The sequence below is a fragment of the Mycolicibacterium tokaiense genome (genome assembly GCF_010725885.1).
Classification (GTDB): Bacteria; Actinomycetota; Actinomycetes; order Mycobacteriales; family Mycobacteriaceae; genus Mycobacterium; species Mycobacterium tokaiense.
In genome coordinates this window covers 1,301,013-1,313,723 of record NZ_AP022600.1, presented here as the reverse complement: position 1 = coordinate 1,313,723, position 12,711 = coordinate 1,301,013, and the positions used below count along the sequence as shown (strand labels likewise).

The window sequence follows — 12,711 nt, the reverse complement described above, 5'->3', positions numbered from 1 at the left end:
GTCGGCAAGATTTACTGGCCTGGCCAGTTGACCGGACTGGCCAGACCAGTTAAATTGCTCACATGTCGAATGTCAAGCAATCGAACTCACTGGTGCAGGAGGTGACGCGCGCCCAGTGGCTACGCCGGCGCATCACCCTCGCGCAGCCCCTGGTGCTTCCGGGCGCCTACGACGCCGTCACCAGCCGGCTGGTGCACGAGTCGGGGGCCGAGGGTGTCTACGTGGGCGGATTCGCCTCCATCGCAAGTAGTTTCGGACTACCCGATGTCGGGTTGGTCACGGGGTCGGAGCTGATCGGCACGTACCGCAGAATCAAGGCCGCCACCGACCTGCCGATGGTCGTCGACATCGACACCGGCTATGGCAACGCCGCGAACATCCGCCGCACGGTTGAACAGGTCATCGAACTCGGTGTCGCCGGGTTCCACATCGAAGACCAGGCCAACCCCAAGCGGTGTGGGCATCTACAGCACGACCCCGTGGTTCCGGTCAAAGAGGCTGCGGCCCGGGTCGCGACGGCCATCGCCACCGCGGAGAGGTTCGGCGTGGATGCTCCGGTGGTCATCGCGCGTACCGATTCACTGCACACCGAGGGATTGGACGCGGCCATCGAACGCGCCCGCGTGTTCCGTTCCGCAGGCGCGGACATGATCTTCGTCGACGCCATCCCCAGCGTCGACGCCATGAAGCGCATCCGCGACAGCGTCGACGGCCCGTTGCTGTTCAACGCCGCGACCACGGGGCGCAGTCCGTCGCTGACCGTAGACCGATTGCGCGAACTGGGCTACTCCACCGCCATCTATCCGATCGAACTGCTGCTGAGCGCGCTGGCAGCCGGGCGGGCGACGCTGGCTCAGCTGGGCACCTCGCCAAATACCTCGCAGTGGTACCAGTTCGGTGACCTCAACGCCCTTCTCGGACTGCCGGAAGTCGAATCCTGGGTGGCCAGATTCCCCAGTGAGTAACAGCCCTCTGTGACAGCGGAAACCCAACCAGAAAGTGTGACAACACATGACGACCGTGAGCTTCACCAGCAGCACCATCACCTTGGCCGCCGCCAACTCCGCGATCGAAGCGGGACTGGCCAAGGCGCGGGAGATGGGCATCGCCGTGACGATCGCCGTGACCGATCCGAACGGGGTGCTCAAGGCCTACCAGCGGATGGAGAGCGCGTCGGTGCTGTCCACCGACGTGGCCGTTGCCAAAGCCCGCACGGCGGCCACCTCCGGCTTCAACACCGGGGAGTTCTTCGAATTCATCCGCACCGACCCGGCGCTGTTGCACGGTATGACCAACGTTCCTGGCTATGCGGTGTTCGGCGGCGGTGAGCAGATCACCCTGGCGGACCTCGGCGTGATCGGCGCCGTCGGTGTCAGCGGCGCCCACTACAGCCAGGACGAGCAGGTCGCCCTGGCGGCGGTCAAGGCGGTGACGGCATGAGCGCACAGAGCCCCCTGGTCGTGGTGACAGGTGCCGGCGGTGGAATCGGCAGGGCCACCTGCCTTCTGCTCGCTGCGCGTGGTTACTCGCTGCTGATCTCCGATCTGTGCGCCGACCCGCTGGAGGACACCCGATTGGCACTCGAGGACCGGGGCACCTCGGTGGCGTCGGTGCACGGTGATGTCAGCACGCCCGAGGTCCGCGCTGAGCTCGCCCGGCTGATCGAGCAACGGGGTGGTGAGTTGGCCGGGCTGGTCAACAACGCCGGGGTGATCTCCGGCCTACCCATAACCGAGACCACCGACGAGGTGTGGGACCACCTGATGGGCGTCAACGCCAAGGCGATGTTCTTCCTGATCAAAGACCTGTTGCCCTATCTCCGCCGGGCCAAGGGCAGTGTGGTGAACCTGAGTTCGACGGCCGGCCTGGTCGCGTTCCCGTCGATGCCCGCCTACGTGGCGTCGAAAACGGCCTGTGTCGGACTGACCCGAGCACTCGCGATGGACCTGGCCGACCATGAGATCCGCGTCAACGCCGTGTGTCCGGCGACCATCGACACCCCGATGCCACGTGCATACCTGTCCGGGGTCCCCGAGGCGGCCCGCGGCGATGCCGAAAAGGCGTTCTTCGCCCGTAATCTCATCAAGCGGTTCGGAACCCCGGACGAGGTGGCCTCGGCGATCTGCTATCTGCTGTCGCCGGATTCGTCGTTCGTCACCGGCGTCGCCTTCCCAGTGGACGGTGGGGTGACCGCGTGGTGACCACCACAGGCCCGTCGACCTCGCGGCCCAACCTCGACGGCACGCGCCTGCGGCAGGCCTTCGCCCATTACCCCACCGGAGTCGTGGTGGTCGGTGCCCTGATCGACGGCAAACCGGTCGGTATGGCAGTCAGCTCGTTCGTGTCGATGTCCCTGGACCCGCCGCTGGTGGCGATCTCGATCGCGCACTCCTCGACCACCTGGCCCACCTTGAGCGCCGCGCCCACCCTGGGGCTGACCGTGCTGTCCGAGCACCAGGAGCACGCCAGCCGGGCCCTGTCGGCGCGGGTTGGTGACCGCTTCGCCGGAGTCGACTGGCGCGCCGGAGACGACGGCGCGGTGTTCATCGACGACGGCTCGCTGCACATCGCTGTCGGTGTCGAGGAGACGCTACCGGCCGGCGATCATCACCTGGTTCTGTTGCGCATCGCCGACATCAGTACCCACGCCGAGGCGCACAAACCCCTGGTGTTCCACGGCTCCGGCTACCACCGCCTGGTCCGATAGCCGACTTCCCACCATCCTCTCGCCAGGACAGGAGACAACCGCCATGAGCACACTACTGATGGCCGAACCCCAGCCCGGGACTGCGGGCCGCCCTCACTTGATCGCCGAATTCATCAAGCGCGGCACCGCACTGCTGGCGTCGAGGGCAGGCAGTGCCCTGGTGTTCCCCGCAGCGTGTGCCACCTCGGCGCAGGTGAGCTTCGCTGTACGGCACTCGACGGGCCTCATCCACGCCGCGCTGCGCTCATCGCGACTGGATCAGCTTCGAATTCCCGACCAACCCGTGCTCGGCGCGGAGGACAGCGGTCACCGCTTCACGGTGGCCGTCGACGCCACCCACGGAGTCAGCACGGGGATCTCGAGCCGTGATCGTGCCTGCACGCTGCGTGTACTTGCCGACCCGGGGGCGGTACCCGCCGATCTCACGCGCCCGGGACACATCCTGCCCATCCGGTGCGCCGACGACCCCCACCCGGTTGCGCGCGATCGCTGGGACATCGCCATCCAGCTGGTCGAGCTGGCCGGGTATACCCCCGTGGCGGCCGTGTGCGAACTGGTGGCCGACGATGGCGATGTCCTGGCGGACGATGCCGCCCGGCTGTTCGCCGATGTCCATCACCTTCCCGTACTGAACATCTGAGTGAACGCCAGTGGGATTGAACAGGGCGCCGGCGTCGGCACCCGATCACGATCACTTGGCGGCCTCCACTCGGTTCAGCGATCGAGAGCTGTGCCAGGTGGCCCGCTTCGCCGATGCGTACCTGCATCTGCGCACCGCACTGGCCGGACTCGGTGCCATGGCACTGCTGCAGCAGGCAGCCACCGCTGACGCCGAAGTGCTGCGCGCCGCGGCGATCACAGTCGCCGAGCACATCGACCGCGCCCGGATGGCCTGCCCGGCAGCCGGACAACTGGAGCATCCGGTGCTACGGGAGCGGCTGAGGGCAACCGCGTGCCTCGCGGCGACGCTTGCCGCAGAGAACCGCCGGGCCGGTCTCGTGGACGACGAGATGATCGACATCGCAGTACTTTTCACCATCGCGGACGCCCTACGAGCGGTGGCCGTGCCCCGCCTCGGGGTGTGCTGGTCCACCCCGATGGTGCCTTGATCTCCTGAAAGGGCAAAGAATGCAGAAGGTTTCGACAGCGGGATACTCGATCTGGGTTCTGGAGTATGCCCAGATCAACAGTTACGCCGACGGTGGGCTGATCTACGGGGCGCACGGCGCCGACAGCCGCCGGATGCCCTACGGCTACGTCTTCCTGCGCGGCCACGGGCACAACATCATGATCGACGTCGGTTTCAACTACCGCGACTACGGCAAGGTGCTGGCCGACCGGTACGGCGCCTCGGACTGGCACTCGCCGGCCACGGTGTTGGCGCAGATCGGCGTTCATCCGGACGACATCGACACCGTGCTGGTCACCCACGCCCACTTCGACCATTTCGGCAACACGGCCGCCTTTCCCAACGCCACCTTCTATCTGCAGGAGCGTGAGCTGACCAAGTGGGTGTGGGGCCTGTCGCTGCCGCCGACCCACAACTTCCTCACCACCGCCATCGACCCCGACGACATTCTGCGCGGCCTCGAGCTGGCCAGGTCCGGGCGCTTGCGGCTGATCACCGGTGACGTTCCGGATGTGCTGCCCGGCATCAATCTCTGGGCCGCCCACGACACCCACACCTACGGATCCATGTACGTCGACGTGCAGGCCGGACCCAGCGAGGACGAACGCTTCATTCTCGCCGGGGACAACGTCTACGTCTACGACAACCTGGGTGGCATCGACGGCGAGCATCCCTATGTGCCAGTGGGTCTCGGTGTCGACTCGCACCGGGGTGTGCTGGTGATCGAGGAGATGATGGGACTGGTGGGCTACCGCAGTCGCAACATCATCCCGGTCCACGAGTACCGGCTTCCCGATCTCTTTCCCTCTCGCACTGGATGTTTCGGGATGAACATCATCGAGATCCACTTACGCACCGGGGACGACTCACAGGTCGTTTGACCTGCGCCCGCTGAGTTCATTGTCAACACCATCAAACAGAAGGAGACTGTCATGCCGACCATCGCGCTGTCCCGAGACTACCGGGTTCCCGCCACCGCCATCTGGGGGCGCATCAGGGACTTCCATGCGCTGCACACCTGGCTGCCGGGTATCGCCGACACCCGCCACGACGATCAGGATCCGGCAATCCGCCACGTCGTCCGCGAGGACGGCGCCGTGGTGCTGGAGAAGCAACTCGCGACATCCGATGACGACATGTCGGTGCGCTACACGATCCTGGCCGGCGATGTACCGGTACGCGATTTCGAAGGAGTGATCACCGTCCGCGACCGCCGAGACGCCGGATCCACCATGACGTGGGATGTGTCATTCTCCACCGACGCCGACGAAAGCGAGTTGACCGCTGCGCTGACCGAACTCCTGACCGGCGGACTGCGACGACTCGACGAGACCGCGTGAGCACCGCGCCACGCCGATCGCTGGTGGCGGCCGGGCTGGGCAACGCACTCGAGTGGTTCGACTGGACGTTGTACGCCACCTTCGCGGTCTACATCGCGGGTAACTTCTTTGCCCCGGGTGATCCGACATCATCCCTGCTGGCCACCATGGCGGTCTTCGCCGCCGCCTTCGTTGCGCGCCCGCTCGGCGGGGTGGCGTTCGGCCGCTTCGGTGACCGAGTGGGGCGCAAGACCGCGATGATCACAAGCATGGCCATCCTGGCGGCATCGAGCCTGGTGCTGGCCATCCTGCCGACCTATGGGCACACCGGGGTCTGGGCGTCCGCGCTGCTGGTACTGGTGCGCATAGTCCAGGGCTTCGCCCACGGTGGCGAGGTCGGTGTCATCTACACCTACGTCGCCGAGGTCGCCCCGCCACGACGCCGCGGGCTGTGGTCCAGTTCGGTCTACATGTCGATCACGGTGGGGGTGATGTCGGCGACCCTGCTGGCCACCGTCCTGACCGGCGCCCTGGGCCGCGACGCGATGATGGCCTGGGGGTGGCGCATCGGTTTTGCCGTCGGCGGTGTCCTCGGGCTCTTCGCGCTCTGGATGCGCCGCAACGCCGTGGAGACCGAGGCCTTCCAGTCCGTCGAGGCATCCCCCTCGGAGCAGTCGGATCGGTTGTCCCGCAGGCAGATCTTTGTGATAGCCGCACGTATCGTCGCATTGTCGGTCGGAATCAACGTCGGGTACTACACGTGGGTGACGTTCATGCCCAGCGTGGCGATCACCCGGTACGACATGAGCCCGTCCATCGCGTTCGCGATGAGTCTGCTGGCTCAGGCCGCCGTGTTGGTGGCGCTACCGGTGTTCGGGCATCTGTCCGACACGCTGGGCCGCAAACCGATGGCGCTGGCGCACGGCGTGGCGATCGTGGTGCTGGCGTTTCCGATTGCACGCATCCTCGGCGACGCACCCTGGACGCTGTTCGCCGCACAACTGCTGGGCCTGTTCGCTTGGGCACTCATGGGCGCGATGTACCCGGCGCTGATCGCCGAGCAGGTGCCGACGCGGGTCCGCGCGGTGGTGGTGGGCACGGTGGCCTCGCTGTCGGTGGCCATCTTCGGGGGCACCGGCCCCTACCTGAGCACCTGGCTACAGTCCATCGACCGGGAGTGGATGTTCCAGGTATACGTGATGGCGCTGGGGGTGGTGTGCATCCTCGGCGCGCTGAGCATCAGGGAATCCCGCGGAGTGGATCTCGCCAAGGGTTGGTACAACGGCACTCCGGACGGCGGGACTACCGTTCCGACCGCGCAGCCTTCACCAGAGCAACGCTCCCAGAACGCATCTCGCTGACTTTATTGAGGTGAATGCTACCCGAGGTCGACGGCAGTGTTCTTTCGAGCCGCCACGGGAGGACATCCCCATGCTCCCCAAATCGCGCGGAGGTGGCTTCTGCCACTCTATTTGGTGGGTCGGCCTCGCGGTTTCGGCCGTCTCTCAGAGTCGTGACAGTGTTCACTTGGCCGGGTCTGCTACCACCAGGAGTGCGCCGCGGTGGGCACGTGGGATCTGACCCGTGAGCGGTGACGGTCTCGGCGACTATTTGCGAGCCCGTCGCGCAGATGTCTCGCCGACGCAAGCCGGGCTGACGAGCCACGGGTTGCGACGTGTGAGCGGTCTTCGGCGGGAGGAAGTGGCGTTGCTCTCCGATGTGAGCGTCGACTACTACACGAGGCTGGAACAGGGGCGCGAGCGTCGTCCTTCGCCTCAGGTGATCGACGCATTGGCAACGGTGTTGCAGTTGCCAGATGACGCCCGTAAGTACATGTTCCGGCTGGCAGGGCTGAGCCCGCACGAACGAGGCGATGTCGGCACCCGCGTCGACCCGGCGTTGCTCGACCTGCTCGACATGTGGACGGTCACGCCCGCACTCGTCTACAACCGGGCCTTCGATGTTCTGGCCGGCAATTGGATCGCTCACGCGATGTTCTTGGAGTGGACAACGACCAAGAACCTGATGCACAGGATCTTCACCGAACCCGCTGCGCGATCCTTCTTTTGCGACTGGGCGGATGTCGCGGAGGAGGCGGTTGCGAGCTTCCGGTACGGGCTCGGGGTGGCGCCTGAGGACGTGCGCCTGCACACAGTGCGAGACGAGCTGCTCGAAAGCAGTTCCGATTTTGCAGCTCTGTGGGCGCGCCACACTGTCCGACGAAGATCACTGCGGGAAAAGCGGTTTTGTCACCCCAGGGTCGGTGCTGTGTCTCTGACCTTGCAGACCTTTGATGTGCGGTCGAGTCCGGGGCAGGAGTTGGTGATCTACCACGCCACACCCGGGTCTCCCAGCGCAGCGGCTCTGGCCAGGCTCAGCCCAGGGCACCCCGAATGCCATGGCCAGGGGGACGCACCGACGCCTGGCCAAGGCGAGTTCTGACTGGCAAACTGTTGGTGCCGACACATCGGGTTCGCGAGGCCGCTGCCGCGGTGTCCTTCCCGCGACCCGGCGATCCTTGACGCACGACCTACACATCGACTAACCGGCCGACCGCGCAGCCTTCACCAGAGCCACGCTTGCAGAACGCATCTCGCTGACGGCATTCAACCGGGTGGGGTAACCGACCCGGGTGTAGGCCACCCCGCGCGGCGTGGTGACCTTGAGATCCAGGCCGTAACGATCGGCGCCGGTGCACACCGCGGCCGTCGCATCCGGAAACCCGCCGAGTGCCTGGGCCATCACGGTCAGTGAGTCAGCATGGTCGGCGTTGAGGTGAGTGATGGCCCCGGATGCGTTCAAGGTCACCGGGTCTGGCTCGGCGGTCGCGTAGTCGGCCCCGGCCGCGGAATCCATCCGGCCGTACCCGCCGACCCAGCGGACCCGGTTCACCCGCAGCACCCACAGGGCGAAGTCGCTGTAGTCGATGTAGTACTTGGCGGCGGGCACGGCGGCCATGTGGGCCTGTCTCGCGGCCTCGAGCTCGGCACCCTCGGGGTGCTCCACCACCCCGGCCAGGGTGATCCGGGCGTTGGCCAGCGGATCGGTGTCGGTGGCCGGCGCGACGACGGCGATGCTGGCGCGCGGATCACCGGCCAGATTGCGGCCGTGCTCGGCCATGTGGGACACACACAACACGGGGGAGCCGTCATCGAGTAGACCGAAGGTGACCAGCGACGCCCACGGGTCACCGTCGGCGGTCAGGGAGGCCAGGATGCCGGTGTTGGTGGAGGCCGCGATGGTGCGGGCCTCCTCGGCGGCCGACGGGCGCACCGGGTTGACAGGCTTGGTCAGCGGCGGGGGAATGGACGGCGCATCTCCGGGATCGCCGTGGTCACGGTTGGCCACCCGTCAGACTGTACGCCGCAGCCAGGACAGCACGGGCGGCGCGACGGTCTCCACCGCCGACTCGGCGATGATCCAGTGCGGCAGCCCGGGGTGCACCTGGTGCTGCGCCCCGTAGCGTTTGGCGATGCGTCGGGAAATCCACTGTGCCACATTACGATCCGACCCGGCGCTGACATTGAGCACCGGGCAGGTGACGTCGGCGGACCGCACGCGCGTGGCGGGGCTGCCCAGGGAGATCTCCCGGAACACCCGGCCCGAGTCGCGCACCAACCGCGGCAGCAGCAAGTCCTGCTCGGCGCGCGCGAGGGTGCTCAGCGGTACCGAGCGCAGCGTCGACTCGGACGGGAAGAACGGTTGTCCGCGCAGGATCGGGGGCAGCAGGGGGGCCAGGTGGTTCAGCACCGACACCCGGGGGATCAGCGGGCCGGGCGGGATGGACGCCAGCAGCACCAGTGCGCGCGGCGACCGGGCGGCTGCCACCTTCTGGCCCAGCAACCCGCCCAGGCTGTGTCCGATGATGATGGCCGGCTCACCGAGTGCGTCATAGGCCGACAGGGCCACGGCGTAGCAGTCATCGATTCCGGTGCGCGCCAGCACGGTGTCATCCGAGGGATCACGGCCGGGCAGCGCCGGTGCATGGCAGCTGTACCCGGCGGCGGTGAAGTAGTCCATCCACGGCCCGAACAGTGACGGCCTGCCGAAGAAGCTGTGCAGGAACAAGATCGGCTCGGATGCCATGGCCGCCAGTATGCCCGCGGCCGGGCAAACCCGTTACGGGAATTCCGCCAACGCCTGCTGCGCGGCGTTGTACCCCGGGATGAAGGTGATGCCGGGACCGCCGTGGCAGCCGGCGCCACCCAGATACAACCCCTGGACCGGCAACTCCTGATCGAGATATCCGCGCGGTCCCGGCCGGTTGATGCCGATCTGGTCGGAGTGCAGCAGGCCGTGGCAGTAGTCGCCGCCGGGCGCGCCGAACATGGTGCCCATGTGCTTGGGCGTGAAGGTGGTGTGCCGGCTGATGAGGCCCTCGAAGTTGGGTGCCAGGCGGGTGATCTTGTCGATCACCTTCTGGCCCATCTCGGCCTTGGCCGCACCGTAGTCACCGGAGAGCGGGAACCACAGCGCGAACGCCGACGCCGCGTGCTTGCCCTCGGGGGCCAGCGCCGGGTCGTGTACCGACGGGATCTGCAGCGCGACGGCGGGATCGGCCGGCACCACCCCGTGGCGGCTGGCCTCCCACTGCTGCTGCAATTCCTCGGGCGTGCTGAACAATCCGATTGCCGACTGCATGGCGGGGTCGTTCAGGAGCTCGTAGGGCGCGGCGAATTCGGGGATGCCGTCCAGCGCGAAGTGCATCTGCAGGTAGCTGCCCCGGTGATCGATGCGGGTGTACCTGTCCCGGTCGGGCAGCGCCGCCAGCGCCACCGTGAGGTCGGGCGCCAGACTGGAGATGACGATGGGCGCCGTCAGCGTGGTTCCGTCGTCCAGGCGCACACCGGACACCCGCCCGTCCACGGAGAGGATCTCGCGGACCTGGCTGCGCAGCCGCAGCTCCCCGCCGGCGGACTCGAAGAGCTGCTGCAGGTGCGTCGTCAACGTCCCGATGCCTCCCCGCAGTTTCTTCATCAAGGTGGCATCGCCGTCGGGAACCGCCAGCCCGTAGGCCAGCGCCGCGGCCGAGCCCGGCGTCTGCGGCCCGCGGTAGGTGGTGTTGACCGCCAGGAACGCCAGCATCCCGCGTAGTGCGCCGTGCTTCTCCCGGTCGGGCAGGTAGCGGTCCAGGATGTCGGAAACCGAGGCGAACAGCAGGTCGGTGATGGCGGCGCGCTCGGCGTCCGTCGACGCGCAGGCGTACATCTCGTCGTACGTCTTGGGCGCGGCCCCGGCGTCGAACCGGCCCAGCGCGCGCGTCGGCGCCAGACTCCACGCCATCAACTGCGCCATTCCCATCACGGCCTCGGAGCCGTGCACATCGTTGAGGTGGTTCATCAACCGCATCGGGTCGGTGTAATAGACGACGGGTGCGTCGCCGACGCCGCGCAGGGACACCGACATGACGTCGACATCGATGGTGGGCAGGGTGTCCAGGCCCAGTTCCTTGCTGACGGTCAGCGAGGTGGGGAACTGCAGTGACCCGGCGATCTCGAACTGGTAGCCGTCAAAGAGCTCAACAGTCGAGGCCATCCCGCCGGCATAGCGCTTGGACTCCAGGCACACGGTGCGCAACCCGGCCTGCGCCAGCAGGGCCGCGGACGTCAGCCCGTTGTGCCCGGCTCCGATGACGATGGCATCCCAGTCAGACACGGTGGTTCTCCGATCGACGAAAGTTTTGTCAATTATGACGAAACTAGGTCGCGGACGATGCCGGATTCGAGAGATGAGAGCGCGGTCTGGCACAGCCGGCTCAATTCCGTCAGAGATCGGTCATCCCCGACCATCCAGAGCTCCATCGCTCCGAACACCGCCGCAGCGATGCAGCGAGCGGCGACGGTGCGGTGCAGTCGGTGATCAGGCGAGGAGACCCCGCGGTGGGTGCGGTCGAGATGGGACTCGACTGCGACGGCGAAGTCCGCTTCCACCTGCCGGATGTTGCGGACGATGCGCTCGGAGTCCAGCTCGTCGGCGCGCAGACCTGCGATCTTGGTGACGGCCTCGGCGTCGTACGGAAAGGCGTCGATGGCCGCGGTGACAGCGGACAACACCGGCTCCTCGGCGGGGCGGGCGGCCAGCGCGGTGCGGAACCACTGCAACCCCGCATCAAAATCGGCGAACAGCAAATCGTGTTTCGAGGTGAAATGCCGGTAGAACGTCCGTAGCGACACGCCAGCATCCGCGGCGATCTGTTCGGCCGACGTCGCCTCGACACCCTGGGCCAGGAACCGCACCAGCGCGGCTTGCCGCAGGGCTTCCCTGGTGCGTTCACTGCGCGCTGTTTGTGCAGGTCGAACCATTGTGGCCACGCTACCGCAGCAAGCTACGGCGGCATATTTGCCGAAACCGTCGGGAAATTGCGGGTCGCGTAAGTGCCCCTTTATCAGTTAGCGTCCACTATCGCCAGCTGGGAGTCTTCTGTAGGGTGCCCAGCAGGGGTGTCGTGTGTGAATACGAAGACGTCTGGTGCGTCACGAGCACAGATTGGCTGGAAATCATCAAGATGAAACTCGTTCAGAAGCTTCGCGGGAAGTGGGCTCGTCGTCTCGGCGTGGCGGCGGTGGCATCAGCGGCACTGCCCGGCCTGTTGGGCGTGACCGGCGCGGCACCCACGGCTGGTGCCTTCTCCCGCCCGGGTCTGCCGGTGGAATATCTGATGGTCCCGTCGCCCTCGATGGGCAAGGACATCAAGGTCCAGTTCCAGAGCGGCGGACCCAACTCTCCGGCGGTCTACCTGCTCGACGGCCTGCGCGCCCAGGAGGACTTCAACGGCTGGGACATCAACACCCAGGCGTTCGAGTGGTACCTGGACTCCGGCCTGTCGATCGTGATGCCGGTCGGCGGTCAATCGAGCTTCTATTCCGACTGGTACGCCCCCGCCAAGAACAAGGGGCCCACCCAGACTTACAAGTGGGAAACCTTCCTGACCTCCGAACTGCCGAACTGGTTGTCGGCCAACCGCCAGGTGCGCGCCACCAACAACGCGGCGGTCGGCCTGTCGATGGCGGGCTCCGCGTCGCTGATCCTGTCGGTGTACCACCCGAACCAATTCACCTACGCCAGCTCGATGTCGGGCTTCCTGAACCCCTCCGAGGGCTGGTGGCCGTTCCTGATCAACATCTCGATGGGTGATGCCGGCGGCTTCAGCGCCAACGACATGTGGGGCCGCACCGAGGATCCCAACAGCGCCTGGAAGCGCAACGACCCGATGGTGCAGATCCCGCAGATCGTCGCCAACGGCACGCGCATCTGGATCTACTGCGGCAACGGTCAACCCAACGAGCTCGGCGGCGGCGATCTGCCTGCCACGTTCCTGGAGGGCCTGACCATCCGCACCAACGAGACCTTCCGCGACAACTACATCGCCGCGGGCGGCAACAACGGTGTGTTCAATTTCCCGAACAACGGCACGCACAACTGGGCCTACTGGGGCCGGGAACTGCAGGCCATGAAGCCGGACCTGCAGGCCCACCTGCTCGGCTAGTTCTGTTACGTCCTGTTACGACGAGATCCCTCAACTGTCACAGTTGGGGGATTTCGTCGTTTCCGGGGCC

The 12,711-nt window shown here is 66.5% G+C and carries 15 protein-coding genes; 11 read left to right on the top strand and 4 right to left on the bottom strand.

The genetic code is table 11. The annotated features are described in order from the left end of the window. Nucleotides 1-62: 62 nt before the first annotated feature. The 10 genes from G6N58_RS06295 (at nucleotide 63) to G6N58_RS06250 (ending at nucleotide 7,597) form a co-directional block, all read left to right on the top strand. Nucleotides 63-965: an isocitrate lyase/PEP mutase family protein gene (locus G6N58_RS06295; protein ID WP_115279327.1), complete on the top strand. Its 903-nt coding sequence runs from the start codon at nucleotides 63-65 to the stop codon at nucleotides 963-965. 46 nt (nucleotides 966-1,011) lie between these two features. Further along, entirely contained in the window at nucleotides 1,012-1,440 is a 429-nt protein-coding gene (locus tag G6N58_RS06290; protein ID WP_115279328.1) for a GlcG/HbpS family heme-binding protein, read from the top strand. After that, nucleotides 1,437-2,201, top strand: a complete 765-nt coding sequence (locus G6N58_RS06285; RefSeq protein WP_115279329.1) for an SDR family NAD(P)-dependent oxidoreductase — start codon at nucleotides 1,437-1,439, stop codon at nucleotides 2,199-2,201. Before G6N58_RS06290 ends, G6N58_RS06285 begins: the two co-directional genes overlap by 4 nt. After that, nucleotides 2,195-2,707 (top strand): flavin reductase family protein, encoded by a 513-nt coding sequence (locus tag G6N58_RS06280; protein ID WP_232067752.1) that lies wholly within the window; start codon nucleotides 2,195-2,197, stop codon nucleotides 2,705-2,707. The genes G6N58_RS06285 and G6N58_RS06280 overlap by 7 nt, the downstream gene beginning before the upstream one ends. A 43-nt stretch (nucleotides 2,708-2,750) precedes the next feature. After that, nucleotides 2,751-3,347: a 3,4-dihydroxy-2-butanone-4-phosphate synthase gene (locus tag G6N58_RS06275; RefSeq protein WP_115279330.1), complete on the top strand. Its 597-nt coding sequence runs from the start codon at nucleotides 2,751-2,753 to the stop codon at nucleotides 3,345-3,347. A gap of 10 nt (nucleotides 3,348-3,357) precedes the next feature. After that, nucleotides 3,358-3,816: a hypothetical protein gene (locus tag G6N58_RS06270; protein ID WP_115279331.1), complete on the top strand. Its 459-nt coding sequence runs from the start codon at nucleotides 3,358-3,360 to the stop codon at nucleotides 3,814-3,816. Between the two features lie 19 nt (nucleotides 3,817-3,835). Next, nucleotides 3,836-4,717, top strand: coding sequence for an N-acyl homoserine lactonase family protein (locus G6N58_RS06265; RefSeq protein WP_115279332.1), 882 nt, complete (start codon nucleotides 3,836-3,838; stop codon nucleotides 4,715-4,717). A 51-nt stretch (nucleotides 4,718-4,768) separates the two neighbouring features. Continuing rightward, nucleotides 4,769-5,176 carry an SRPBCC family protein gene (locus tag G6N58_RS06260; RefSeq protein ID WP_115279333.1) on the top strand — a complete coding sequence of 136 codons (408 nt, stop codon included), beginning with the start codon at nucleotides 4,769-4,771 and terminating at the stop codon, nucleotides 5,174-5,176. Then, nucleotides 5,173-6,516, top strand: a complete 1,344-nt coding sequence (locus G6N58_RS06255) for an MFS transporter (protein WP_232067751.1) — start codon at nucleotides 5,173-5,175, stop codon at nucleotides 6,514-6,516. Before G6N58_RS06260 ends, G6N58_RS06255 begins: the two co-directional genes overlap by 4 nt. Nucleotides 6,517-6,739: 223 nt before the next feature. Then, nucleotides 6,740-7,597 carry a helix-turn-helix transcriptional regulator gene (locus tag G6N58_RS06250; RefSeq protein ID WP_115279334.1) on the top strand — a complete coding sequence of 286 codons (858 nt, stop codon included), beginning with the start codon at nucleotides 6,740-6,742 and terminating at the stop codon, nucleotides 7,595-7,597. 99 nt (nucleotides 7,598-7,696) lie between these two features. On the opposite strand, the gene G6N58_RS06245 is transcribed toward G6N58_RS06250, so the two are convergent. Genes G6N58_RS06245 through G6N58_RS06230 form a run of 4 tightly spaced genes read right to left on the bottom strand, consistent with a single transcriptional unit; the run spans nucleotide 7,697 to nucleotide 11,457 of the window. Continuing rightward, nucleotides 7,697-8,503: a HugZ family pyridoxamine 5'-phosphate oxidase gene (locus G6N58_RS06245; RefSeq protein ID WP_115279335.1), complete on the bottom strand. Its 807-nt coding sequence runs from the start codon at nucleotides 8,501-8,503 to the stop codon at nucleotides 7,697-7,699. Between the two features lie 3 nt (nucleotides 8,504-8,506). Then, nucleotides 8,507-9,241 carry an alpha/beta hydrolase gene (locus G6N58_RS06240; RefSeq protein ID WP_115279336.1) on the bottom strand — a complete coding sequence of 245 codons (735 nt, stop codon included), beginning with the start codon at nucleotides 9,239-9,241 and terminating at the stop codon, nucleotides 8,507-8,509. Between the two features lie 33 nt (nucleotides 9,242-9,274). Beyond that, entirely contained in the window at nucleotides 9,275-10,810 is a 1,536-nt protein-coding gene (locus tag G6N58_RS06235; protein WP_115279337.1) for a phytoene desaturase family protein, read from the bottom strand. A gap of 32 nt (nucleotides 10,811-10,842) precedes the next feature. Beyond that, the gene (locus G6N58_RS06230) at nucleotides 10,843-11,457 is read right to left on the bottom strand and encodes a TetR family transcriptional regulator (protein WP_115279338.1); all 615 of its coding nucleotides are present in this window, start codon (nucleotides 11,455-11,457) and stop codon (nucleotides 10,843-10,845) included. A gap of 203 nt (nucleotides 11,458-11,660) precedes the next feature. On the opposite strand from G6N58_RS06230, the gene G6N58_RS06225 reads away from it, so the two are divergent. Continuing rightward, nucleotides 11,661-12,641 (top strand): esterase family protein, encoded by a 981-nt coding sequence (locus G6N58_RS06225; protein ID WP_068920216.1) that lies wholly within the window; start codon nucleotides 11,661-11,663, stop codon nucleotides 12,639-12,641. Nucleotides 12,642-12,711: the final 70 nt, after the last annotated feature.

Bases quoted from the DNA above. Each gene is read 5' to 3' on its own strand.
- G6N58_RS06295 (WP_115279327.1), top strand. From the start codon at position 63: ATGTCGAATGTCAAGCAATCGAACTCACTGGTGCAGGAGGTGACGCGC.
- G6N58_RS06290 (WP_115279328.1), top strand. From the start codon at position 1,012: ATGACGACCGTGAGCTTCACCAGCAGCACCATCACCTTGGCCGCCGCC.
- G6N58_RS06285 (WP_115279329.1), top strand. From the start codon at position 1,437: ATGAGCGCACAGAGCCCCCTGGTCGTGGTGACAGGTGCCGGCGGTGGA.
- G6N58_RS06275 (WP_115279330.1), top strand. From the start codon at position 2,751: ATGAGCACACTACTGATGGCCGAACCCCAGCCCGGGACTGCGGGCCGC.
- G6N58_RS06265 (WP_115279332.1), top strand. From the start codon at position 3,836: ATGCAGAAGGTTTCGACAGCGGGATACTCGATCTGGGTTCTGGAGTAT.
- G6N58_RS06260 (WP_115279333.1), top strand. From the start codon at position 4,769: ATGCCGACCATCGCGCTGTCCCGAGACTACCGGGTTCCCGCCACCGCC.
- G6N58_RS06240 (WP_115279336.1), bottom strand. From the start codon at position 9,241: ATGGCATCCGAGCCGATCTTGTTCCTGCACAGCTTCTTCGGCAGGCCG.
- G6N58_RS06230 (WP_115279338.1), bottom strand. From the start codon at position 11,457: ATGGTTCGACCTGCACAAACAGCGCGCAGTGAACGCACCAGGGAAGCC.
- G6N58_RS06225 (WP_068920216.1), top strand. From the start codon at position 11,661: ATGAAACTCGTTCAGAAGCTTCGCGGGAAGTGGGCTCGTCGTCTCGGC.